This window comes from Methylobacterium sp. D48H (assembly GCF_053345715.1).
On record NZ_JBKFAP010000001.1, the window covers coordinates 1,218,728 to 1,242,629 of the forward strand.

At 70.5% G+C, this 23,902-nt stretch carries 21 protein-coding genes and 2 tRNA genes; 9 read left to right on the forward strand and 14 right to left on the reverse strand.

All coding sequences use genetic code 11. The features are described 5' to 3' along the window. Window positions 1-13: 13 nt before the first annotated feature. Window positions 14-916: a LysR family transcriptional regulator gene (locus tag ACLBX8_RS05950; RefSeq protein WP_091679325.1), complete on the forward strand. Its 903-nt coding sequence runs from the start codon at window positions 14-16 to the stop codon at window positions 914-916. Window positions 917-1,026: 110 nt separating this feature from the next. Continuing rightward, on the forward strand, window positions 1,027-1,314 hold the full coding sequence (locus ACLBX8_RS05955; RefSeq protein WP_447698344.1) for an MTH1187 family thiamine-binding protein: 288 nt from the start codon (window positions 1,027-1,029) through the stop codon (window positions 1,312-1,314). A 153-nt stretch (window positions 1,315-1,467) separates the two neighbouring features. Here the strand turns inward: ACLBX8_RS05955 and ACLBX8_RS05960 are convergent, their stop codons facing one another. Continuing rightward, window positions 1,468-1,641 (reverse strand): metallothionein, encoded by a 174-nt coding sequence (locus ACLBX8_RS05960; protein WP_020090747.1) that lies wholly within the window; start codon window positions 1,639-1,641, stop codon window positions 1,468-1,470. A gap of 156 nt (window positions 1,642-1,797) precedes the next feature. Between ACLBX8_RS05960 and ACLBX8_RS05965 the strand changes: the two genes are divergently transcribed. Then, window positions 1,798-4,116 (forward strand): FdhF/YdeP family oxidoreductase, encoded by a 2,319-nt coding sequence (locus tag ACLBX8_RS05965; RefSeq protein WP_447714738.1) that lies wholly within the window; start codon window positions 1,798-1,800, stop codon window positions 4,114-4,116. 45 nt (window positions 4,117-4,161) lie between these two features. Further along, complete coding sequence (locus tag ACLBX8_RS05970) at window positions 4,162-5,532, forward strand: pentapeptide repeat-containing protein (RefSeq protein WP_447698342.1); 1,371 nt, start codon at window positions 4,162-4,164, stop codon at window positions 5,530-5,532. A gap of 21 nt (window positions 5,533-5,553) precedes the next feature. Here the strand turns inward: ACLBX8_RS05970 and ACLBX8_RS05975 are convergent, their stop codons facing one another. Both ACLBX8_RS05975 and selA read right to left on the reverse strand, forming a co-directional pair. Continuing rightward, window positions 5,554-6,024, reverse strand: a complete 471-nt coding sequence (locus ACLBX8_RS05975; protein ID WP_020090750.1) for a MarR family winged helix-turn-helix transcriptional regulator — start codon at window positions 6,022-6,024, stop codon at window positions 5,554-5,556. A 123-nt stretch (window positions 6,025-6,147) separates the two neighbouring features. Beyond that, the gene (selA, locus tag ACLBX8_RS05980; RefSeq protein WP_447698341.1) at window positions 6,148-7,602 is read right to left on the reverse strand and encodes an L-seryl-tRNA(Sec) selenium transferase; all 1,455 of its coding nucleotides are present in this window, start codon (window positions 7,600-7,602) and stop codon (window positions 6,148-6,150) included. Between the two features lie 190 nt (window positions 7,603-7,792). Here selA and ACLBX8_RS05985 point away from each other — a divergent pair, with 190 nt between their 5' ends. The 3 genes from ACLBX8_RS05985 (at window position 7,793) to ACLBX8_RS05995 (ending at window position 11,286) form a co-directional block, all read left to right on the forward strand. Continuing rightward, a complete protein-coding gene (locus ACLBX8_RS05985) occupies window positions 7,793-9,223 on the forward strand; it encodes a mannose-1-phosphate guanylyltransferase/mannose-6-phosphate isomerase (protein ID WP_100250603.1) in 1,431 nt (476 codons plus the stop codon). A gap of 125 nt (window positions 9,224-9,348) precedes the next feature. Continuing rightward, window positions 9,349-10,362, forward strand: coding sequence for an SDR family oxidoreductase (locus ACLBX8_RS05990; protein ID WP_447698340.1), 1,014 nt, complete (start codon window positions 9,349-9,351; stop codon window positions 10,360-10,362). Next, window positions 10,363-11,286, forward strand: coding sequence for an alpha/beta fold hydrolase (locus ACLBX8_RS05995; RefSeq protein ID WP_447698339.1), 924 nt, complete (start codon window positions 10,363-10,365; stop codon window positions 11,284-11,286). Between the two features lie 36 nt (window positions 11,287-11,322). Here the strand turns inward: ACLBX8_RS05995 and ACLBX8_RS06000 are convergent, their stop codons facing one another. Beyond that, on the reverse strand, window positions 11,323-12,285 hold the full coding sequence (locus tag ACLBX8_RS06000) for a phytanoyl-CoA dioxygenase family protein (RefSeq protein WP_447680871.1): 963 nt from the start codon (window positions 12,283-12,285) through the stop codon (window positions 11,323-11,325). 364 nt (window positions 12,286-12,649) lie between these two features. On the opposite strand from ACLBX8_RS06000, the gene ACLBX8_RS06005 reads away from it, so the two are divergent. Beyond that, the gene (locus tag ACLBX8_RS06005) at window positions 12,650-12,967 is read left to right on the forward strand and encodes a GCG_CRPN prefix-to-repeats domain-containing protein (protein WP_170855074.1); all 318 of its coding nucleotides are present in this window, start codon (window positions 12,650-12,652) and stop codon (window positions 12,965-12,967) included. Between the two features lie 446 nt (window positions 12,968-13,413). On the opposite strand, the gene ACLBX8_RS06010 is transcribed toward ACLBX8_RS06005, so the two are convergent. From ACLBX8_RS06010 to ACLBX8_RS06055, 10 genes are all read right to left on the reverse strand, one after another. Further along, complete coding sequence (locus ACLBX8_RS06010) at window positions 13,414-13,659, reverse strand: hypothetical protein (protein WP_447698338.1); 246 nt, start codon at window positions 13,657-13,659, stop codon at window positions 13,414-13,416. A gap of 148 nt (window positions 13,660-13,807) precedes the next feature. Then, window positions 13,808-14,116, reverse strand: coding sequence for a hypothetical protein (locus ACLBX8_RS06015; protein ID WP_447698337.1), 309 nt, complete (start codon window positions 14,114-14,116; stop codon window positions 13,808-13,810). 77 nt (window positions 14,117-14,193) lie between these two features. Next, complete coding sequence (locus tag ACLBX8_RS06020) at window positions 14,194-14,415, reverse strand: hypothetical protein (RefSeq protein WP_331299404.1); 222 nt, start codon at window positions 14,413-14,415, stop codon at window positions 14,194-14,196. A gap of 357 nt (window positions 14,416-14,772) precedes the next feature. Then, window positions 14,773-14,848 (reverse strand) — tRNA-Val (locus tag ACLBX8_RS06025). Window positions 14,849-14,909: 61 nt separating this feature from the next. Next, window positions 14,910-15,629 carry an aspartate/glutamate racemase family protein gene (locus ACLBX8_RS06030; RefSeq protein ID WP_447714739.1) on the reverse strand — a complete coding sequence of 240 codons (720 nt, stop codon included), beginning with the start codon at window positions 15,627-15,629 and terminating at the stop codon, window positions 14,910-14,912. An 82-nt stretch (window positions 15,630-15,711) separates the two neighbouring features. Then, window positions 15,712-18,138: an endopeptidase La gene (gene lon / locus ACLBX8_RS06035; RefSeq protein ID WP_447694113.1), complete on the reverse strand. Its 2,427-nt coding sequence runs from the start codon at window positions 18,136-18,138 to the stop codon at window positions 15,712-15,714. A gap of 246 nt (window positions 18,139-18,384) precedes the next feature. Continuing rightward, window positions 18,385-19,656: an ATP-dependent Clp protease ATP-binding subunit ClpX gene (clpX, locus tag ACLBX8_RS06040; RefSeq protein ID WP_020090762.1), complete on the reverse strand. Its 1,272-nt coding sequence runs from the start codon at window positions 19,654-19,656 to the stop codon at window positions 18,385-18,387. A gap of 184 nt (window positions 19,657-19,840) precedes the next feature. Further along, window positions 19,841-20,467, reverse strand: a complete 627-nt coding sequence (locus ACLBX8_RS06045; protein ID WP_012322036.1) for an ATP-dependent Clp protease proteolytic subunit — start codon at window positions 20,465-20,467, stop codon at window positions 19,841-19,843. Between the two features lie 126 nt (window positions 20,468-20,593). After that, complete coding sequence (gene tig, locus ACLBX8_RS06050) at window positions 20,594-22,027, reverse strand: trigger factor (RefSeq protein ID WP_447680865.1); 1,434 nt, start codon at window positions 22,025-22,027, stop codon at window positions 20,594-20,596. 131 nt (window positions 22,028-22,158) lie between these two features. Next, a tRNA-Leu gene (locus ACLBX8_RS06055) sits at window positions 22,159-22,243 on the reverse strand. Window positions 22,244-22,391: 148 nt separating this feature from the next. Here ACLBX8_RS06055 and ACLBX8_RS06060 point away from each other — a divergent pair. Next, a complete protein-coding gene (locus ACLBX8_RS06060; RefSeq protein WP_447714740.1) occupies window positions 22,392-23,894 on the forward strand; it encodes a multicopper oxidase family protein in 1,503 nt (500 codons plus the stop codon). Window positions 23,895-23,902: the final 8 nt, after the last annotated feature.

Genomic DNA, 23,902 nt, shown 5'->3' on the forward strand with positions numbered 1-23,902 from the left:
GGATCCTGCATCAATGTTCGACCTCGGCCACGCCCGCAGCTTCGTCGCCGTCGCCGAGGAGATGCATTTCGGCCGGGCCGCGGCGAGGTTGCACCTGACCCAGTCGCCCCTGTCGCGGCAGATCCAGATGCTGGAGCAGACGCTGGGCGTGACGCTGCTGGAGCGGACCACCCGGGCGGTGCGCCTGACCCCGGCGGGCCGCACCTTCCTGGCCGAGGCCTACCGGGTGCTGGCGGCGGCCGAGAACGCCGCGCGCATCACGCGCCGCGCCGCCTTGGGCGAGAGCGGGGTGCTGCGCCTCAGCTTCACCGCCGCCTCGGCCTACCGGACGCTGCCGCAGGTCGTGGCCCATGTCCGCCGGACGCTGCCCGAGGTCGATCTCGTGCTGGAGGAGATGGTCTCGGACGAGCAGATCCTGGCGTTGGGCGAGAACCGCACCGATCTCGCGATCCTGCGGCCGGCCCCGGTCCTGCAGGATCCGAAATCCGCGATCGCCACCGCGCCGCTGGCGCGCGAGCGGCTCCTGCTCGCGGTCCCGCGCGGGCACCGCCTCGCGGCGGCGCACGCCCCGACCCTACGGGACCTCGACGGCGAGGCCTTCGTGACCTGGTCGCCCCGGGGCGGGCGCTACTTCATCGACCTGCTCGACCGGCTGTTCGAGGCCGGGGGCGTGCAGCCGCGGATCGTGCAGCGGGTGAACCAAGTCCACGCGATGCTGGCCCTCGTCGGCGCCGGCATCGGCGTCGCGCTGGTGCCGGGCAGCGCCCGGGGCAACAGCATGGCCGACATCCGGCTCCGGCCCATCGCCCTGCCGGCCACGACCGGGCCGGAGCTGTGGCTCGCGTGGCGCAGCGACAACGCCAATCCCTGCCTGCCCTCGGTGCGGGCGGCGGCGCTGGAGACCGGCGAGGCGTGACCGCCGGCGCCGGCCTGGAAAGTCGGTGCGGCCGGCGATAGGCTGCGCGCTCGCCCCGCTTCCGGTCGCGCAGCCGGCCGGGGCCGCCCCTCCCGGATCAGGCAGGCACCATGAGAGTTTCGGCCGACCTCTGCATCGTGCCGATGGGTGTCGGCCCGTCGGTCTCGCGCTACGTCCGCGAGCTCAAGGGGATCATCGAGTCGAGCGGGCTCACCGCCACGATGCATCCCAACGGCACGAACATCGAGGGCGAGCTGTCGGAGATCTGCGCGCTGGCGGAGCGGTGCGAGGCGAGGCTCGCCGAGCTCGGCGTCCAGCGGACCTTCTTCACGCTGATCTTCTCGACGCGCCGCGACAAGGACCAGTCGATGGCCGACAAGCTCGCCGCGGTCTCCTGACCGCGACCGCCGCAGCGCGTTATCCCGGGGTCGTTCTCCGAACCCGCGCCGAATGAGGTGCGGGTCCCCGCTCGTGCGGGAGAGGGGGCGCGTCGCGGCTGGCTCGACCGGTGACGCGTCCTCCGGACCGTCGCGACGCGAACGAGAAAAGCCCTAGCCGTGGCAGGCGCAGCCGGCGTGCTCGCAGCCGGCGTGATCCTTGTGGCCGTTCGCGCAGTCGTCGCAGCAATAGGCCTTGCCGTCCCGCGACACGGCCTTGGCGACCGGGATCACGCAGACGCAGTCCTGGCAGGCGCACTTCACCATCTCGACGTCGACGCTGGCCATGATTTCCTCCTCCGGCGGGACAGTCCGCATGTCGACGTTAGAACCGCTGCGGCGGCGAGGAAACCCTTCTCCGGGCGCGGTGACGCGCCCGTGATCCCATTCGCCCGCTCGCGCGTTCCCCAGGTCCGGTGCTCGCTGCGCCGGGTGGAGGGCGCCATGGCCGATCAGAACACCGACGACGTCCGGATCGAGCCCTATGACGGGCCTGCGGGCGGCTGGGGCTCGGCCCGCTCCCTCGTCGAGATCCTGACCCGCGAGGGCGTGCCGGTCACCGGCTCGGCGATGCTGCTCAAGCAGAACAAGCCGGACGGCTACATGTGCACCTCCTGCGCCTGGGCGAAGCCCGCCAAGCCGCTAGCGTTCGAGTATTGCGAGAACGGCGCCAAGGCGACCGCCTGGGAGCAGACGCGCCGCCGCGCGACGCCGGACTTCTTCGCCGCGCACACGGTGACGGAGCTTCTCGGCTGGAGCGACTACGCCCTGGAGGAGCAGGGCCGCCTGACCCACCCGATGCGCTACGACCCGGCGATGGACCGCTACCGGCCCGTTACCTGGGCGGAGGCCCTGGCCGAGATCGGCCGGGAGCTGAAGGAGCTGCGCGCGCAGGACCCGCGGTCGGTGGTGTTCTACGCCTCCGGCCGGGCGTCGCTGGAGACGAGCTACATGTGGGCCCTGCTCGCGCGGCTCTATGGCAACAACAACCTGCCCGACTCCTCCAACATGTGCCACGAGCCGACTTCGGTGGCGCTGCCGCAGTCGATCGGCGCGCCGGTCGGCACGGTGCTGCTGGAGGATTTCGAGACCACCGACCTGATCTTCTTCTTCGGACAGAACGTCGGGTCGAACTCGCCGCGGATGCTGCACCCGCTCCAGGAGGCGCGGCGCCGGGGCGCGCAGATCATCACCTTCAACCCGCTGCGCGAGCGCGGGCTGGAGCGCTTCACCGACCCGCAATCGCCGGTCGAGATGCTCACCCGCTCGTCCACGAAGATCTCGACGCAGTACCATCAGGTGAAGGCCGGCGGCGACCTCGCGGCGCTCACCGGGCTGTGCAAGGCGCTGATCGCCCTCGACCGGGCCGCGGAGGCCGCCGGCCGGCCGCGGGTGCTCGACCACGCCTTCATCGCCGAGCACACCCACGGCTTCGAGACCTTCGTCGCCTTCTGTAACGGTCAGGACTGGGCCGCGCTGGAGCGGCGTTCCGGCCTCACCCGGGCTGCCCTGGAGGCCGCCGCCGGAGTCTACGCCCGCGCGAAGGCGGTGATCGGCATCTACGGGATGGGCCTGACCCAGCACCGCAAGGGCACCGAGACCGTCCGGATGCTCGTGAACCTGCTGCTGCTGCGCGGCAATATCGGGAAGCCCGGAGCCGGGATCTGCCCGGTGCGGGGCCACTCGAACGTGCAGGGCCAGCGCACCGTCGGCATCACCGAGAAGCCGGAGCTGGCGCCGCTGGACAAACTGCGGGAACTCTACGGCTTCGAGCCGCCGCGGGAGAAGGGCCTCAACACCGTCGAGACCTGCGAGGGCGTCCTCGACGGGCGTGTGAAGGCGTTCATCGGGCTCGGCGGCAACTTCCTGCGGGCCGTGCCCGACACCGCCCGGATGGAACCGGCCTGGCGGCGGCAGCGGCTCACCGTGCAGATCTCGACCAAGCTCAACCGCTCGCACCTCGTGAACGGCGCCGTCGCTTACATCCTGCCCTGCCTCGGGCGGATCGAGATCGACCGGCAGGCGAGCGGCCCGCAGGCCGTGTCGATGGAGAGCTCCACCGCCCAGTTCCACGGCTCGCGGGGCGTGGCCGACCCGGTCGGGCCGCACCTGCGCTCCGAGCCCTGGATCGTGGCGGAGATCGCCAAGGCGACCCTGCCGCCCAATCCCCGCATCGACTGGGATGCTTGGGTCGCCGACTACGCCCGGGTTCGCGACGCGATCGAGGCGACCTACCCGAGCGTATTCCACGACCTGAACGGCCGCATGTTCCACCCGGGCGGTCTGCTGAAGCCGCTGGGCGCCCGCGACCGCAAGTGGGAGACCGACACCGGCAGGGCGAATTTCGCGGTCCCCGAGGGCCTGGAGGCCGATCCAGACCTGCCCGACCGGGGTCCGGAGGTGCTCGACCTCATCACGCTGCGCTCGAACGACCAGTTCAACACCACGGTCTACGGCTACGACGACCGCTTCCGCGGGGTGAAGGGCACCCGGGACGTGCTGTTCATGAACCGCCGGGACATCGCGCGGCTGGGGCTGAGGGACGGGATCAGCGTCGACGTGGCGACCGAGGCGGACGACCAGGTGACGCGGCGCGTCGGCGGGCTGCGGGTGATCGCCTACGACATCCCCGAGGGCAACTGCGCCGGATACTACCCGGAGTTGAACGTCCTGCTGCCGCTCTGGCACTACGACGAGCAGTCCAAGACTCCCGCCGCCAAGGCGATCACCGTGCGGGTGACGGCCGCGACCGCCGCACCCTGAGTGGAGCGTCTGGCGTCCGGTCGCGCCTTCCGGCAAGGAACGACCATGGACCAGGCGACTCCTCCCGACGCGCGACCGGACGCTCCGGTGGAATCGCGGCTGCGCGCGCTCGTCGGCCGGATCGCCGCCGGGGCGCCCCTGCGCGAGCCGGGCGCGGACCTGTCGCAGCTGAGCGCCGGGCCGGGCGCCCTCGCGGATGTGCCGGACGCCGGCCTCGTCACCGACGCCGAATCCGGCGGCCTCGCGCTCGCCGGCGCGGACCTGTCCCGCGCCCGCATGGAGGAGGCCGATCTCTCCGGCGCGAACCTGCGCGGGGCGAGCCTGTCCGGCGCGGTCGGGCGCTCGACCCGCTTCACCGGGGCGATCCTGGAGGCGGCCGACCTGTCGGAGGCCGATCTCTCGGGGGCGGACTTCACCGGCATCGTCGCCGGGCAGGTGAAGTTCGCCGGGGCGATGCTGGAGGATGCCCGGTTCGGCCAGGCCGCGATGCGCTTCGCCGACCTGTCCGGCGCCCTGCTCGACGGGACCGACTTCGCCGGCGCCGATCTGTGGGGCGCGGATTTCTCCGGGGCGGACGCGGACGACACGGTCTTCCGCGGGGCGCGGCTCGACGAGGCCAAGCTCGCCGACGCCAACCTGACCCACGCGGATTTCGCCGAGGCCAGCCTGACCAAGGCGAGCCTCGCCGGCTCGCGGCTGCGGGGCGCGCACTTCACCGGCGCGAAGCTCGACGGCGCCGATCTCTCGGGGGCGGATCTCTCCGACACCGACCTCGTGCGGCTCAACCTCGCGACCTGCCGGCTGCGGCACGCGCGCTTCGCCGGCGCGTGGCTGAACGGCACGCGGATGAGCGTGGAGCAGCTCGGCGGCGCGGTCGGCGAGGAGGTGGCCGGCGCCTACGACGCCGCCCAGGCGAGCTACCTCGCCCTGGAGCAGAACTGGAAGAGCATCGGCAGCCACGACGCGGCGAGCTGGGCCTACAAGCGCGGCCGCCGGATGGGCCGGTTCCATGCCGGGCAGCAGGCTCGCGCCGCCTGGTCCGACCGGGACTGGTCCGGATTCCTGCGGCACGGCTATCGCTGGACCGCCGACCGCTTCGTCGAGTGGCTGTGCGATTACGGCGAGAGCCTGTCGCGCATCGCCCGCGCCTTCGCGCTGCTGATCGTGCTGTTCGGCGGGCTCTTCGGCCTGACGGGCGGCCTGTTCATCGTGGAGGGGCCGGAGGCCGGGCCGACCTACAATCCCCTCGATCTCCTGAGCTACAGCGCGCTCAACATGATGACCGCGAACCCGCCCGAGATCGGCCTGAAGCCCACCGGCCGCGTCACCAACCTGCTGGTCGGCATCGAGGGCGGCGTCGGCATCATCCTGATGGGGCTGTACGGCTTCGTCCTCGGCAACCGCCTGCGGCGGTGACCCCGATCGCGTCCGGGCCGCTCAGTCGTTCACGCTGAGCCGCTCGATGACGAGGCTCAGATCCTTGCGCAGGGCGCGGATCTCCGGCTCGCTGAGTTCGAGCTGGCACATCACGCTCTCGCGGACCGAGACCGCGTCGGCGCGCAGGGCGGCGCCCTCTGGCGTCAGGGCGATCTCGACCTCGCGCTCGTCCGACTGGCGCCGGGTCCGGAGCAGGAAGCCCGCGCTCTCCAGGCGCTTGAGCACCGGTGTCAGCGTGCCGGAATCGAGGCGCAGGCGCCGGCCGATCTCCGAGACCGTGACGCCGTCCTGTTCCCAGAGCACCAGCAGGACCAGATATTGCGGATAGGTCAGTCCGAGCCGCTCGAGCAGCGGCCGGTACGACTTGGTCATCCGATGCGCGGCAGCATAGAGCGCGTAGCAGAGCTGATTATCGAGAAGCAGCGGATCCGTCTCCGGCTGCGCCTCAGCCGTATCGGCAATATACGCCATATCGTTTGCCCATCGCGGTCCACGCACCGCCATTCTCGACCGCGACCGCGGGTTCGTCACCATACCATAACACGGGATACCGGCGCGCAAGCTCCGGTCGTCCGGCCCGTTCTCTTAACAACCCTATGGGGTTCGTCTCGGTGTTCGTCCCCCGCCCGCGACGGGCGGGAGCGCCGCCAGGCTGTCGAGGAAGCCGGCCTCGTCCTCGAGCGTCCGGAGATCGAGGCGGACGGCCTCGTCGCTGATCCGGCCGATCACCGGCACGGGGAGCCGGCGCAACTCCTCAGCGAGCCGCCGGCACCGGCCGCCCGCGCCGCGGCTGCCCGCCGAGGCCGGCGCCAGGACCAGGGCGGCGCTGGGCAGCGTCTCCACCGGCAGTGCGCCGGATCCGATCTGGCTGATGCACTCGGCGACCGTGACCGTGGCGCGGCCGGCGAGCCGCTCCGCCACTGCGGGGGCGAGGCGCTCGGCCTGGGCGGCGATGCTGTCGCGGTCGCGGGTGAGGAGCCGCAGGGTCGGGAGCTCCGCGCGCAGCCGCTCCGGGTGCAGGTAGAGCCGCAGCACGGCCTCGAGGGCCGCGTAGGTCATCTTGTCGACGCGCAGGGCCCGCTTCAGCGGATTCTTTCGCACGCGGGCGATCAGGTCCTTCCGGCCGGCCACGATGCCGCACTGGACCGCGCCGAGCAGCTTGTCGCCGCTGAAGGTGACGACGTCGGCCCGCTCCAGGGCGGCGCGGATGGTGGGCTCGGGGGGCAGCCCGTAGGCCGCGAGGTCGACGAGGCTGCCGCTGCCGAGATCGTCCGCCAGCGGCACGCCGCGCTCCCGGCAGAGGGCGTAGAGGGCCACGGGATCGGCCACCGCGGTGAAGCCCGCGATGGCGTAGTTGCTCGGGTGCACCTTCATCACGAGGCCGGTGCGGGGCCCGAGAGCCTCCGCGTAGTCGCGCAGGTGGGTGCGGTTGGTGGTGCCGACCTCGCGCAGGCGGCAGCCGGCCCGCACCATCACGTCGGGCACCCGGAACGAGCCGCCGATCTCCACGAGCTCGCCGCGAGAGACCACCACCTCCTTGCGCATGGCGAGCGCGTTCAGCACCAGCAGGACCGCGGCCGCGTTGTTGTTGACCACCACCGCGGCCTCGGCGCCGGTCAGGCGGCAGATCAGGCCCTCGACATGGTCGTCCCGCTCGCCCCGGGCGCCGGTCTCGAGATCGAACTCGAGGTTGCTCGCCTGCACCATCACGGCGGCCACCGCCTCCGCGGCCGAGCGGGGCAGCAGGGCGCGGCCGAGATTGGTGTGCAGCACCGTCCCGGTCAGGTTGAAGACCGGCCGCAGCGACGGGCGCCGCTCGGCGGCGAGCCGCGCCGACGCCGCGGCCCGGATAGACTCCGCGTCCGGGACGGGGCCGCCCCCGACCCGGATCTCGGCCAGCACCGCCCGGATCGCGTCCGTGAAGGCCGTCCGCCCGTAGGTCTCGAGCTCCGCCGGCGGCGCGCCGCCGACGAGGCGCTCCACCGCGGGAATCCGGCGCGGGGACGGCGCCGGGTCGTCGGCCTGCGGGGTGGGGACGGGCGCGTTCATGGCAGGCCAGAGATAACCATCCCGGTGCACGGAGCCAGCCCGTCGACGCGCGGATAATGCGCGCAGGTTGTTCCGGTCCCGGCCCGACGGTAAGGGCAGATCCTGAAATCGGCGCCCGAGAGTCCATCGCACCCGCGCGGGGCGGGCTCGGCCGCGCCGACCCCGCCGAGCCCTCTCGGGAGACGTCACCATGTCCCGACCTTCGATCCAGATCCACCCGATGATCCTGTGCGGGGGGACGGGGACGCGGCTGTGGCCGGCCTCGCGGGAGAGCATGCCCAAGCAGTTCGCCCGTCTGGTCGACGCCGAGCGCTCGACCTTCCAGGCGACGCTGGCGCGGGTGTCGGACGCCACGGTCTTCGCCACGCCCACCGTCATCGCCTCGGCCGAGGCCCGCTTCATCGTCGCCGAGCAGCGCGACCAGCTCGGTCTCTCCGCCGACATCCTGCTGGAGCCGCAGGGCCGCGACTCCGCCGCCGCCGTTGCGGTCGCGGCGCTGCACGCCGCCGCCAGCGACCCGCAGGCCGTGGTGCTGATCATGGCCGCCGACCACGTCGTGCCCGACACGGCGGCCTTCGTCGACGCCGTGCGGCGCGCGGCCGCCGGCGCCCAGGCCGGCTACACGATGACGCTCGGCATCGAGCCCGACCGGCCGGCCACCGATTACGGCTACATCCGCCGCGGCGAGCCGATCGCCGAGGCCCCGGGCGCGGCCCGCGTCGCCCGCTTCGTCGAGAAGCCTACCCAAGCCGGCGCCGAGGCGCTGATCACCGACGGCGCCCTGTGGAACTCGGGCTACTTCCTGTTCCGCGCCGACCTGATGCTGGCCGAGCTGGAGGCGTTCGTCCCCGAGGTGCTGGCGGCCGCGCGCGCGGCCCTGGAGGCGGCGGTGACCGACCTCGACTTCGTCCGCCTCGACGCGGCGGCCTTCGCCCAGGCGCCCAAGATCTCGATCGACTACGCGGTGATGGAGCGGACCGCCCGGGCCGGCGTGCTGCCGGTGTCGTTCGCGTGGTCGGATGTCGGCACCTGGGACGCGGTCTGGCAGGTGCTGGACCACGACGAGGCCGGCAACGCCGTGCGCGGCCGGGTGTCGCTGATCGGGACCAAGAACAGCCTCGTGCACAGCCAGGGCGAGGGCCTGACGGCGGTGGTGGGCCTGGAGGACGTGGTGGTGGTCTCGACCCCCGACGCGGTGCTGGTGGCCTCCAAGGCGCATTCGGGCAAGGTGAAGGAGCTGGTCGGCGCCCTGCGGGCGCAGGGCGCGCCGGAGGCGGACGCGCACCTGCGGATGTACCGTCCCTGGGGCTGGTATCAGCGCATCGACCTCGGCGAGCGCTTCCAGGTGAAGCGGATCCAGGTGGTGCCGGGCGGGCGGCTGTCGCTGCAGAAGCACTACCATCGGGCGGAGCACTGGGTGGTGGTGCGCGGCACCGCCGAGGTCACGATCGACGAGCGGGTGGTGCTGGTCCACGAGAACGAGGCGGTCTACCTGCCGATCGGCTCGATGCACCGGCTGGCCAACCCCGGCAAGATCCCGCTGGAGTTGATCGAGGTCCAGGTCGGCTCCTACACCGGCGAGGACGACATCATCCGCGTCGAGGACATCTACGGCCGCTGAGCGCCCGGCCGGGCAGCCTGCGACCCGATCACCCGCAGCCGCGCCCGGAACATGCGGCCGCCCCGATCGATAGCCTAGCGTGTGGCCGCTCCCGTGCGGCCGCGCCGCAGCGTCGGGGACACCGCATGAAGCACAAGCCGCTCCGCGAGCAGGTCATCGTGATCACCGGCGCCTCGTCGGGCATCGGCCTCGCCACGGCGCGGATGGCGGCCGAGCGCGGCGCCCGGGTGGTGCTGGCGGCCCGCAGCGGCGACGCCCTGGCGCGCGTCCGCGCCGAGATCGAGGGTGTCGGCGGCAAGGCGATCGACGTCGTCGCCGATGTCGGCCGGCGGGCCGACGTGCAGGCCGTCGCCGACCGGGCTGAGGCGACCTTCGGCGGCTTCGACACCTGGGTGAACGTGGCCGGCGGCTCGATCTACGGCCGGTTGCGCGAGATCAGCGACGCCGACCACGAGCGCCTGATCCAGACGAATTTCTGGGGGACCGTCTACGGCTCCCTCGTGGCGACCGAGCACCTGCGCCAACACGGCGGTGCCCTCATCAACGTCGGCAGCATCGCCTCCGACCTCGCCTTCCCGTTCCAGGGCATGTACGCGGCCTCGAAGCACGCCGTGAAGGGCTTCACCGACGCCCTGCGCATGGAGCTGATGGACGAGAACGCGCCGATCTCGGTGACGCTGATCAAGCCGGCCTCGATCGACACCCCCCTGCCCCAGCGGGCGCGCAACTACATGGACCGCGAGCCGAGCCTGCCGCCGCCGATCTACCCGCCGGAGGAGGTGGCGAACGCCATCCTGCACGCAGCCGTCCACCCGCAGCGCGACATCTTCGTGGGCGGGGCCGGCAAGGCCTTCGTGGCCGGCAAGGAATTCGCGCCCGGCGCCTACGACTATCTCGGCCCGGCCATCATCGCGCTCCAGAAGCGCCGGAGTGCGCCCCGCAACCCGGACGGCGCCCTGCACGCGCCGGTCTCAGCGGGCGAGACGCGGGGCGACCCGCCCGTCCCGGTCATGCGGACCAGCGCCTATACCCGCGCGACCCTGCACCCCCTCGCGGCGGCGGCGGGCCTGCTCGGCGTCGGCGCGGCCACGGCCTTCGCGGTGCTCGGCACCTCGTCCGGGCGCCGGCGGCGCCTGTAAGTGGCTGTCGCGACGGAGACCCTACCCGGCCCCGTCCGACCGGCGCGGGAGGCCGGGACCGGCCCCGAGGCCGATCCCCGGATCGTGCCGCGCCGGATCGTGTCCCTGGCCGACGACCGGACGATCGCCTACGCGGAGACCGGCGCCGGGCCGGACCTCGTGGCGATCCACGGCACGCTGATGTGCCTGGAGGACGTCTGGCTCGGGCCCGTGCCGGCTCTGGCCGAGCATTTCCGCGTGGTCGCCGTCGACCGCCCGGGCCACGGCTTCAGCCGCCGGCCGCGCGGCGGGGGCGCCGACATCTGGGACCAGGCGGCGTCCATCCGGGAGGCGGTGCGGCGCCTCGGCCTGGAGCGCCCGGTCATCCTGGGCCACTCGTTCGGGGGCGCCGTCGCCCTCGCCTACGGCATGCTCCATCCGGACGAGGTGGCCGGCATCGTCGCCCTCGCGCCGATCTGCTTCCCCGAGCCGCGGCTGGAGCAGGTGCTGTTCGGGCCGCGGGCGCTGCCCTTCGGCGGCGACGCGCTGTCGGCGTTCCTGGGCGCCAGCAGCGACCGGGCGCTACTCCCGCTCCTGTGGAACGCGATGTTCTTCCCCGAGGCGATGCCGGCGCGCTTCGCGCGGGACTTCCCCTTCGCCCTCGCGGGTCGCCCGGCACAGATCACCGCCGAGGGCGAGGATGCGGGCTGGCTCTGGCCGGGGCTCGCGCGCAGCGTCCTCGGCTACCCGTCCCTGCGCCGGCCCACCCGTATCCTGGGCGGCAGCGCCGACCTGGTGGTGAACACCGAGTTGCACGCCCGGCGCGCGGCCGGCCTGATCCCGGGGGCGCGGTTCGAGTCCCTTCCGGGGGCCGGCCACATGCTGCACCACCTGCAGACCGACGCGGTCGTGCGCGCGGCCCTGGCGGTGCGGTCGGAGGCCTGACGGACCCGGTCACGAGCCCCGCGGGCGGGGCCTCCCTCAGCGGATGAGCGCCTTGATCTGCTGCTTGGCGCCCGCCTTCAACCGGGCCAGCCCGCCGCGGGCCTGCCGCTCGCGCTCCTGCCGCAGCGTGCGCTTCTCGGCGTTCCAGGGATGCTCGTGGCGGAGCGTGTGCTCCGGCGCGCGGACCCCGAAGCCGAGGGCGTAGGCGCGCCGCGGTCCGGCGCTGAGATTCGGCCCGGCGCAGTGCAGGGTCCGGCAATCGTGGAAGGTGGCGCCGCCCGCCGGGAGCGGACACGGGACCGCGCGCTCCACCGGAACGCCGAGGGCCTCGAGCCCGTGGATCCGCGGGTCGCCGCCGATGCTGCGATGGGGGAGGAGCGGCTCCCGGTGGCTGCCCGGGACGTAGAGCATGCAGCCGTTCTCCGGCGAGACGTCCTGCAGGGGCATCCAGACCGTGATCGCCCGGTAATTCGTGTAGGCGGCGTAGAACGCCTCGTCCTGGTGCCACGCGGTGGCGGCGCCGATCTTCGGCGGCTTGCGGATCGCGTGCTCGAAGACGAGCGCCGCGCGATTCCCCAGGAGCTGGCGCGACATGGCCAGGGCGTTGGCCCGGAACAGGATGTCCCGGAGCAGAGGCTCGAAGCGGGACGGGTTGAGGAGCTGGGGCGAGCGCGCCTCGCTGGCGCCGCGGTCGACGTCGACGAGGTCGAATAGGCTCCCGTCCTTCCAGCCCCGCGCCTCCTCGAACAGACGGTCATAGGCGCCGCGCAGGGTGTCGAGCTCCTCTGCGGTGGTGATCGCCGGGACGGTGACGAACCCGTCGCGCCGGAACGCGGCGATCTCGTCGTCGGTCAAGATCCGCGTCGGGACGCGCGCCTGCGCACGATTACCCACGATCCAGCGGACGAGCCGCGACCGTGCCTCGGCCGCGCGGGCGGAGAGGCCGTTCCCGGCATCGGCGACGCCGAGCCCCAGGCGATCCGGAATCGTGACTGGCATCGCACCCTCCGCTTCGAAGTGATTCCGCGAGGATGCCCACGTCTATTCCGAGGCTTACAGTACCGATTCTTAGGTATGACTGAGCGTCACAGCCTCAGGCATTTGCCTTCAGCTTCATCATGAACCACCTCCGGTTGAGATTTCCGGTTGCAGCTCTTTCCGGGGCCGGACGCGGCTGCCGGCCGCCAGCGGCGCTCCCGCTGACGGGCGATGCCGGCGCGGAAGCGCCGCGCCAATGCATCGGATTGCTCGCATTTCCGGAACCAATTTCTTTCATGGCCGATATTTAATGCATCTGCGGGGGGTATTGATGAGTTCTGTGAAAGATCGGGGCGATCAATACGGACCGATTTCCCGGAGAGTGATGATGAATATCTTAACGAAAGCTGCCGCGGCCGTAGCCCTGGCGGCGCTGCCGGTCTCGGCCGCGCAGGCGATGCCGGTCGTGGCCGATCCGGGCCTCGCGGCGCCGATCACGCTCGTGGCGGGGGGATGTGGGCCGGGCGCCTGGCGCGGCCCCTGGGGCCACTGCCGCAGCACGCCCTATGTCGGTCCGCTGCCCGGCGGCTGGTATCAGGTGCGAGCGGGGAACGGCTGCCCGCCCGGCTACTGGCGCGGACCGTGGGGCCATTGCCGCAACACGCCGTATCACGGACGGCTGCCGAACGGCGGCTACCGGTAGCCGCCCGTCCTCACCGTCGACGGAGGCCGGCGCCGGAGCGCTGGCGGGCGGTGAGGGACTCGAACTCCTGACCCTCTCCGTGGAAGAATCGGCGTTCCCAGGCCGTAGAGCGACGGCACAGGGGAAAGACGAAGCGGGCCTCGCGAGGTCCTGTCGGAACAGGTCTCCGAAGAATATCCGGAGACCTGTTCCGAGCCTGTTCCTCGGATACCTCCTGTGCCCTACGACCGAGCGTCGCGCGACACGGTCTCCACAACGCCGCGCAGATGCTCCGGGAGGTGGTGGCCATAAACCTGCTCCACGACCTGCCCGTTGGTGCCGAGCGCTCGAGCAACCTTGCCGAACGGCACGCCCGCCCTCATGCCCCCCGTCGCGAAGGTGTGGCGCAGTGCGCGCGGCAGTTCAGCCAGGGCGCGTTGGCGCCCGACAATGCCTGATTGAACTCTTCAATAATAGTGACGACGAATGACCAGCGCGACGAGGGCAGCAACGGCTCCCAAGGCCGCCCCGATTGGTGTGAAAAGCAAAACGACCATATAGCCGGCCGTGCCTTCGCGCTGAGTTACCTTCATGATGTCAACATACCAAGCACCGACGAGAAAACCCAGTATTGCACCCGCCACTGCTCCGCAAATGGCGGCACCTAGATACACAAAAATCGAGAATAAAATCTGATTGAACGCCATCGACACGCGAGCCCGCCCTCGAATCAGGGCGAAGCATCCGAAGATCCTCCTGTTTTTGCAACAGGCCCACTCTCTAATTGTGTCCTAGTACTGATATTCGCCCTCGCCAGATTTATCGGCGCCTCCACAGGCGCGCCGCATCGTGGCGGGGCAGCTAGCGACCCGTTCGCTTCAACGTCCCTTGGAACTCACACGAGGCGCCGTGCCACATCGTGCAGCCCTGTTCTTCCAAGACGACGGACCGGAAATCCGAAGCGTAGCGGGCGGTGATCCGACAGGTTTGCCCACCTTCGGTTTTGCTGAAGACGACCGTGTCGGGTCCGGTCGGCCGCCCTTTCATCGTCACCTCACCGCCGCAGCCCTTGGTTCCCGTTGAGAACCGGGCCGTGAAGCTGGCTGCGCCCGCTGCCTTCACCTCGACGCCCTGCTCGTAGCCGTCCTCCTGGTGCTCGAAGGTGCCCACCGCCCTGGCTCCGGGGCCCGCAGCGTGCGCGACCGTGGAGACGAGCAAAGGGAGGAGGATCGCGAGCCGGGGGAGCATTACCGCACCTTATCAGATCGAGGAGAGCGATAACCCTGGGCGGCCCGCACGATGATCGCCACGACGCTGACGGCCAGCAGCAGGATCAACGCCTCGTAAGCCCACGGCCCGAGCCACGATGCGACCGCGTCCGGCATGTGACGCACGAGCGTACGCACGATGCCCGCGGCGAGCGCGATCAGCGTGACGAGGCCGAGGGCGAATTGAAGCCAGCGGGGCATGCGGCTTAGGTTAGCACGCTCCGCCAAGCCGGTCAGCGGGCAGCCTGCCGCTCGAACTGGATCCCGCGTTTCTTCTGGACGGAGACCTTTTCCAGCGCCTTCATCTCGTCCTTGAGGCGCACCAGCTCGGTTCGGCGTGTCCTAGGACCGGGCCGTGGAGGCGCAGCAGCGCAGGCGCGACGGCCAGAAGATGTCCGAGGCGCTCGAGCCGTCGACTGCCGGCGGCGGCTTCACGTCCTCTCCTTTGGGCCGCGGCCTAGCCGGAACCACGATGCCGTAAGGTGCCGTCAGAACGGCTGTTGAGGCCGGAATTTGCCGGCCTCACATCAGCAAACAACTGAAAACGAGAAACAATCTTGGTGGGCGGTGAGGGACTCGAACCCCCGACCCTCTCCGTGTAAAGAAGACGCTCTACCAACTGAGCTAACCGCCCGGCTGGCGACCGTTACGGCATGGTCCCGGTCCGGTGCAAGGGTCCGCACCCCGGATCCTTATCAGGGATCGATGAGCCGCGTCGCCAGCACGGGTGTCAGGCCGATGCTTTCGACAGGTTCGGGCCTCGACGGGGCCTGCCCGAACGCGCCCGCGGCCAGAACTGCGCGGGTCCCCGCCTTGACCGAGCAGATCACCGGAACGGGAACCTGCGGAGCGATCCGCGCGGCGAGCCCGGCCAGACCGGCACCGCCCAGGATGACCGACTCGGCGCCGGCCCCCGCGCAGGCGCGGCAGGCTTCGGCGAGGATCTCCAAGGCCGCGTCCGGGTCACGGGCGATGGTGCCGCCGCTCGGAGCCACCGTGCGGAGGGCTGCGAGAGCGTCGGCGAGGCCGAGCGCCGCCACGAACTCCCGCAGCATCGGCTCCCAGGCCGCGCCTCCGGTGACGATCCCGAAGCGACCGGACGCAGCGGCCTCGCGGCAGGCCGCTTCCGCCATGCCGATGACAGGTACCCGCGACAGCTCGCGCAGGGCGAGGAGGCCGGGATCACCGAAGCAGGCCAGGTAGACCGCATCGCAGCCGGCGCCGTGCTCCGCGAGAGCGTCGAGGGCCGCGTGGCCGGCGATCGCCGCCGCCGCCCGGCTCGCGATGTAGCGGGCTCCGAACCGGCCGGTGACGGCGCGCAGCTCCGCACGGCCGCCGAGCTGAGTGCGGACATGGCCGGCGACGAGATCGGTGACGTGCGCACTCGTGTTCGGGTTGATCAGCAGGATGCGCATCCGGGCCTCCGCGCTCGCGTCCGCGCATGAAAAAGCCCCCGGGGCTCGGGGCACCGGGGGCTCGTCTCAACGATCGGGCGGCTCAGTGCGCCACGAAGGCGGCGCCGTCCTCTTCGGTCCGGGCGGGCTTCGCCACCGGGAGCGGCTCCTCCCACTCGATCGCCTCGGGCTGACGGACCAGCGCCTTCTCCAGCACCTGATCCATCCGCGACACGGGCACGATCTCCAGCCCGTTCTTCACGCTGTCGGGCACCTCGGCGATGTCCTTGGCGTTCTCCTCGGGGATCAGCACCGTCTTGATGCCGCCGCGCAGCGCGGCGAGCAGCTTCTCCTTCAGACCGCCGATCGGCAGGACCCGGCCGCGGAGCGTCACCTCGCCGGTCATCGCGACGTCGCGGCGGACCGGGATCCCGGTGAGCGTCGAGATGATCGCGGTGGCCATGGCGATGCCGGCCGACGGACCGTCCTTCGGGGTCGCCCCTTCCGGAACGTGGACGTGGATGTCGCGGCGGTCGAACAGCGGCGGCTCGATCCCGAAGTCGATCGCCCGGGAGCGGACGTAGCTCGCCGCCGCCGAGATCGACTCCTTCATCACGTCCTTCAGGTTGCCGGTGACCGTCATCTTGCCCTTGCCGGGCATCATGACGCCCTCGATCGTCAGCAACTCGCCGCCGACCTCGGTCCAGGCCAGACCCGTCACCACGCCGACCTGATCGTCCGCGTCGATCTCGCCGTAGCGGAACTTCGGCGGGCCGAGGAAGACCGGAAGGGTGTCCGGGGTCACCGCGACCGACTTGGTCTTGGTGATCAGGATCTCCTTCACCGCCTTGCGGATCAGGTTGGACAGCTCGCGCTCCAGGTTGCGGACGCCGGCCTCCCGCGTGTAGCGGCGGACCAGCATCATCAAGCCATCGTCGTCGATCGACCACTCGTGCGTCCCGAGGCCGTGCTTCTTCAGGGCGTTCGGGATCAGGTGCTTGCGCGCGATCTCGACCTTCTCCTCCTCGGTGTACCCGGCGATGCGGATCACCTCCATCCGGTCCATGAGCGGGCCCGGGATGTTGAGGGTGTTGGCCGTGGTCACGAACATCACGTTCGAGAGGTCGTAATCCACCTCCAGGTAGTGGTCGTTGAAGGTGCTGTTCTGCTCAGGGTCGAGAACCTCGAGGAGCGCCGCCGACGGATCGCCGCGGAAGTCCATGCCCATCTTGTCGATCTCGTCGAGCAGGATGAGCGGGTTCGAGGTCTTGGCCTTGCGCATCGACTGCACGATCTTGCCGGGCATCGAGCCGATATAGGTCCGGCGGTGACCGCGGATCTCGGCCTCGTCGCGCACGCCGCCGAGCGACATCCGGACGAACTCGCGACCCGTCGCCTTGGCAATGGACTTGCCGAGCGAGGTCTTGCCGACACCGGGAGGACCGACGAGGCACAGGATCGGGCCGGTGAGCTTGTTCGCGCGCTGCTGCACCGCGAGGTACTCGACGATCCGCTCCTTGACCTTGTCGAGGCCGAAATGATCCTCGTCGAGCAGCGCCTGAGCGCCGAGCAGGTCCTTCTTGATCTTCGAGCGCTTGCCCCACGGGATGCCGAGCATCCAGTCGAGGTAGTTGCGCACGACGGTCGCCTCGGCCGACATCGGCGACATCTGGCGCAGCTTCTTCAGCTCGGCCGTCGCCTTGTCGCGGGCCTCCTTGGAGAGCTTGGTCTTCTCGATCTTCTCTTCCAGCTCGGCCAGCTCGTCGCGGCCGTCCTCGGAGTCGCCCAGCTCCTTCTGGATCGCCTTCATCTGCTCGTTCAGGTAGTACTCGCGCTGGGTCTTCTCCATCTGCCGCTTGACGCGGGTCCGGATGCGCTTCTCCACCTGGAGCACGGAGATCTCGCTCTCCATCAGCGACAGCACGCGCTCGAGGCGCTGCGCCACCGTGGGGGTCTCCAGGATGCCCTGCTTGTCGGAGATCTTGACGAGCAGGTGCGAGCCGATCGTGTCGGCGAGCTTCGACGGCTCGTCGATCTGGGTCACGGCGGAGACGACCTCGGGAGAGATCTTCTTGTTCAGCTTGACGTAGTTCTCGAACTCCGAGAGCACGGAGCGCGCGAGCGCCTCGGCCTCGACGCGGTCGCCGAGCTCGTCGTGGAGCGCCTCGGCGGTCGCCTCGTAGAACTCATCCGAGCGGGTGAAGTCGACGACCTTGGCGCGGCCGACACCCTCGACCAGCACCTTCACGGTGCCGTCGGGCAGCTTCAGCAACTGGAGCACCGAGGCGAGCGTGCCGATCTTGTAGATGGCGTCGGTCGCCGGGTCGTCGTCGCCCGCGTTGATCTGGGTGGCGAGCAGGATGTGGCGGTCGGTGCGGACGGCCTCCTCGAGGGCGCGGATCGACTTCTCGCGGCCCACGAACAGGGGCACGATCATGTGCGGGAAGACGACGATGTCGCGCAGGGGGAGGACGGCGTAGGAGCCCGTCGAACCCGGGACCACCGGCTGGCGCGATTTCGACTGTGACATGTGACTTCCTCTCAGGGACGCCCAGGTTCGGCGCCCCCATGCACGGAGCGCGCCTACAGCCGGGTGCCGACCGGGCCGCGAGGGTCGGATTTCGCTAACTTTGCGGCTGGCGACGCGGACCGGACCTCGAAGGAGCGTGCGGCCACCGCGCTGAGCCTGAGGTGGCTGCGAGGAAGCGCGTTTTCAAGGCGATCCCCGCAGCGCGCCCGGCCTGGGCCGGGCGCCTGATGCAACCCTGCCGAGTGCCTACGCGCTGACGCTCGCGGGCGTGTCCTTGTTGCGGTCGCCGTGGATGTAGAGGGGGCGCGATTTGCCCTCCACCACCTCCGGACCGATGACCACCTGCTCCACGGACTCGAGGCCCGGCAGGTCGTACATCGTGTCGAGCAGGATCGTCTCCAGGATGGAGCGCAGGCCGCGGGCGCCGGTCTTGCGCTCGATCGCCTTGCGGGCGACGAGCGACAGCGCCTCGTCCTGGAACGTCAGGTCGACGTTCTCCATCTCGAACAGCCGCTGGTACTGCTTGACCAGGGCATTCTTCGGCTCCTGCAGGATCTTCTTCAGCGCGGCCTCGTCGAGGTCCTCCAGCGTCGCCAGGACCGGCAGACGGCCGACGAACTCGGGGATGAGGCCGAACTTCAGCAGGTCCTCCGGCTCGACCGAGCGGAAGATCTCGCCGGTGCGGCGGTCGTCCGGGGCCTGCACGGTCGCGCCGAAGCCGATCGAGGTGCCCTTGCCGCGCTGGGAGATGATCCGCTCCAGCCCCGCGAAGGCGCCGCCGCAGATGAACAGGATGTTGGTGGTGTCGACCTGCAGGAATTCCTGCTGCGGGTGCTTCCTTCCGCCCTGCGGCGGGACGGAGGCGACCGTGCCCTCCATGATCTTCAGGAGCGCCTGCTGCACGCCCTCGCCCGACACGTCGCGGGTGATCGACGGGTTGTCGGACTTGCGCGAGATCTTGTCGATCTCGTCGATGTAGACGATGCCGCGCTGCGCCCGCTCGACGTTGTAGTCCGAGGCCTGGAGCAGCTTGAGGATGATGTTCTCGACGTCCTCACCGACGTAGCCGGCCTCGGTCAGCGTCGTGGCGTCCGCCATGGTGAACGGCACGTCGAGGATCCGGGCCAGCGTCTGCGCGAGCAGGGTCTTGCCCGAGCCGGTCGGCCCGATCAGCATGATGTTGGACTTGGCCAGCTCGACGTCGTTGTGCTTCGTCGCGTGGGCGAGCCGCTTGTAGTGGTTGTGCACCGCGACCGAGAGGACCTTCTTGGCGAAGTCCTGGCCGATGACGTAGTCGTCGAGGACGCGGCGGATCTCCTTGGGCGTCGGCACGCCGTCGCGGCTCTTCACCAGCGAGGATTTCGACTCCTCGCGGATGATGTCCATGCACAGCTCGACGCACTCGTCGCAGATGAACACCGTGGGGCCGGCGATCAGCTTGCGGACCTCGTGCTGGCTCTTGCCGCAGAACGAGCAATACAGCGTGCTCTTCGAGTCGTTGCCGCCAGTCTTGCTCATATCGGTCTCCGATTCCTCGCGTCCGCCGCCGGCAAGGGGCGGACGCGCATCGCATGAATGTAGGGGGCCCGTTTAAAGAAACAGTGTGCTGCGCGCCTTTGACCGAAGGGCCCGAACCTCGATGCAAACACGCTGCCGCGGCGGGATCAAGGCCGCGCCGCGGCGGTCAGGCGATGCGGGCCGGTCAGGCGGCCGCCGGCTCGGGACGCTTCTCGATCACCTCGTCGATGAGCCCGAACTCCTTGGCCGCGTCGGCGGTCATGAAGTTGTCGCGCTCCAGCGCCGTGTGGATCGTGTCGTAGTCGCGGCCGGTGTGCTTCACGTAGATCTCGTTCAGGCGCCGCTTCAGCGCCTCGATCTCGCGGGCGTGGATCAGGATGTCGGTCGCCTGACCCTGGAATCCGCCGGACGGCTGGTGAACCATGATCCGGGCGTTCGGCAGGGCGAAGCGGTGGCCCGGCTCGCCGGCGGTGAGCAGCAGGGAGCCCATCGAGGCGGCCTGGCCGACGCAGAGGGTCGTCACCGGGCAGCGGATGAACTGCATCGTGTCGTAGATCGACAGGCCCGAGGTGACCACGCCGCCGGGGGAGTTGATGTAGAAGGAGATTTCCTTCTTCGGGTTCTCCGCCTCGAGGAAGAGCAGCTGCGCCACGATCAGCGACGCGCCGTAATCCTCCACGGGGCCGGTGAGGAAGATGATGCGCTCGCGGAGCAGGCGGGAGTAGATGTCGAAGGCGCGCTCGCCGCGGCTCGACTGCTCGACGACCATCGGCACGAGCGCGTTGTTGTAGACGTCGATCGGATCTCTCATCTCATCCTGCCCCGGAGTGAGGCCCGGGGCTGCCGCGAATCAGGGCAGCCCCGGGCATGTCAGCGAACACCGGCGATGCTTAACCATCGCCTAACCCTTGCCCGCCGTCCTGGGACAGAGCGGGACTCAGTCGGCCTTGGCTTCGGACTTGGCGTCGGTCTTGGACTCGCCCTTGGCCTCGGCCTTGTCTGCCGGCTTGCCGCCGGTCGTGTCGTCGTCATCTTCGTCCGCGAAAAGCGCCTCTTTCGAGACGGGCTCCTCGACGAGCTTGACCTGCCCGAGGACGTGGTCGACGACCTTCTCCTCGAACAGGGGCGCGCGGAGTTCCGCGAGCGCCTGCGCATTCTTCCGGTAGAAGTCCCAGACCTGCTGCTCCTGGCCCGGGAACTGCCGGACCCGGGCGATGAGGGCCTGGTTCACCTCCTCGTCCGAGACCTTGATATCGGCGCTCTCGCCGACCTGCGCAAGCACGAGACCGAGACGGACGCGCCGTTCCGCGATCTTCCGGTACTCGGCCTGGGCCTTCTCCTCGGTGGTGTCCTCGTCCTCGAAGGTCTTGCCGCGGGTCTTGAGGTCCTGCTCGACCTGGGCCCAGACGGCGGCGAATTCCTGGGCCACCAGCGACGGGGGCAGCTCGAAGGCGTACTTGCCGTCCAGCGCGTCGAGGAGCTCCTTCTTGAGCCGGCGGCGCGAGGCGGCCTCGAAATCCCGGCCGATCGCCTCGGACACGGCCTCGCGGAGCTTCTCCAGCGACTCCATGCCCATGGACTTGGCGAGCTCGTCATCGATCTTCGCCTCGCCCGCCGCCTGGATCTTCGTGACGGTCACGTCGAACTCGGCGTCCTTGCCGGCGAGGTGCTCGGCCCCGTACTCGGCCGGGAAGGTGACCTTCACGAGGCGCTTGTCGCCGACCTTGGCGCCGACGAGCTGCTCCTCGAAGCCCGGGATGAACGAGCCGGAGCCGAGCTCCAGGTCGATGCCCTCGCCCTTGCCGCCCTGGAACTCCTCGCCGTCGATGCGGCCGACGAAGTCGATGGTGACGCGGTCGCCGCTCTGGGCCTCGGCGCCCTCCTCGCGCTCGGTGAACGGACGGCTCTGGCCGGCCATGCGCTCCAGGGCCTCGTCGACCTCGGCGTCGGCGGGCTTGGCGACGAGCTTGGTCAGGCTGACGTCGGAGAGGTCGGCGAGCTCGAAGCTCGGCATCACCTCGAGGGCGACCTTGAAGGCGAGGTCGCCCTTGGCGTCGAGCGCCTTCTCGACCTCGGCCTGATCGGTCGGGAACTCGACCTGCGGCTCCAGGGCGAGCTTGAGGCCGTTATCGGTGACGATCTGGCGGTTCGCCTCGTTGACGGCGTTCTGCACCACCTCGGCCATCACGGAGCGGCCGTAGACCTTGCGCAGGTGCGCGACCGGCACCTTGCCGGGACGGAAGCCCTTGAGCTGCACCTTGTCCTTCATGCCGGACAGCTCGTTGGTCAGGCGCTCCTCGAGTTCCTGGGCGGCCAGCAGAACCTGAAACTCGCGCTTCAGCCCCTGGGCGTTGATCTCGGTCACCTGCATCGTCGTCGTCGCTCTTCAAAGAAACCTGGGTTCGCCGGCCGGGCCGGCGTCGTGCTCGCGCGGACCGGGATGCCGAGATGTCGGGTACGGGGCGGAGGGTCCCGAGGGGACCGCAACCTCAGCAGAGGTCCTGGTGCGGGCGGAGGGGCTCGAACCCCCACGTCTTGCGACACTGGAACCTAAATCCAGCGCGTCTACCAGTTCCGCCACGCCCGCGCGCGCCGACATCCGGCGCATCGCCGGCCGCCGGAAGCGCGCCCTATAGCATGGGCCGGCGGGCCCGCAGCAAAAAACTTGCCCCTGTGGCGCGGGAGCCCGCGCGCCGCTAAGGAGCGGGTCCGTCGCGAGCCGCAGCCGAGATCCCATGCCGCCATCCCGCACCGTGCCGCCGACCGATTCGCGCGCCGGCACGCCGTCGCGCCGAACCCTGCTCGCCGCCGCGGCGGCCTTCGGGCTCGCGCCGGAGGCCGCGCGGGCCCAGGCGCCGGCCGCCGCGCCTGGGACATCCGCGCCCGTCCAGCCGGAACCCGCGGCCGCGCCGGCGGCCCTGCCGGCGGCGCCCGGCAAGGCCCGGTTCCGGCCGGACCCCGCACCCGAGACGGCGGTCTGGTGCTTCGACGGCAAGGCCCTGCCGCCCGTGGTCCGGGTGAAGCTCGGGCAGGCGTTGCGCCTCAAGGTCGAGAACCGGACCGACAAGCCGCTGTCGCTCCACTGGCACGGGGTGCGCAACGTCAACGCCATGGACGGCGTCGGCGGCGTGACCCAGGCGCCGATCCCGCCGGGCAGCGACTTCCTCTACACTTTCACGCCGCCGGATGCCGGCTCCTACCTGATCCGGCCCCTAGTCGTCGGCGGGGCGAGCGAGCCGTCGGGCCGGGGCCTCGCGGGCATGCTGGTCGTCGAGGAGACGAACCCGCCCGCGGTCGACGCCGACGTCAGCGTCGTGCTGCAGGACTGGCGGCTCCAGGACGACGGCACCCTCATGCCGTTCGGGCAGACGGCGCTCGCGGCCGCGCACGGGCGCCTCGGCAACCTCGTGACCGTCAACGGCAAGCCGGTGCCGGGCGCCTTCGAGGCGAGGCCCGGCTCCCGAATCCGCCTGCGTCTCGGCAATGCCTGCAACGCCCGGGCAACGCGCATCAAGTTCGAGGGCGTGAAGGTCTACGTGGCGGCGGTCGACGGCCAGCCCACCGACACGTTCGAGCCCCTGCGGGCGACCCTGCCCTTCCCGCCGGGCACCCGCTACGACCTGCTCGTCGACCTGCCGGAGGAGGAAGGCGCCACCTGCGAGATCCACGCGCTGATCGGCAAGGGCTTGGTCCTGGCGAGCGTCGTCACCAAGGGCGCCCGGATCACCGAGAAGCGGCCCCCGATCGGGCCGATCGGCGAGAACAAGCGCCTGCCGGCCGAGATCAAGCTCCAGAACGCCCTGCGCCGCGACGTGGTGATCACCGGCGGCGCCTTCGTGCCGAAGGGCAAGGACGGAGTGAAGGACGGAGCCAAGGACGGCCCCGCGCCCGATCCGGTCTACACGGGCGACCCGCAGAAGATCTGGTCGGTGAACGGCGCGAGCGGCACCGCCGGCCTCGCGCCGATCTTCTCGGTGAAGCGCGGGCAGGTGGTGGTGCTGGCCCTACGCAACGAGACCGCCTTCCCGCAGGCCCTGCACCTGCACGGCCACTGCTTCCGCCTGCTCCATCCCCTGGACGACGGCTGGGAGCCCTACTGGCTCGACACGTTCCAGCTCCTGGAGGGGCGGACGGCCCGGATCGGCTTCCTGGCGGACAATCCGGGGCGCTGGCTGATCAGCGCCACGGTGCTGGAACGGTTCGACACCGGCCTCTGGACGATGTTCGAGGTCACCTGAGCGGTCAG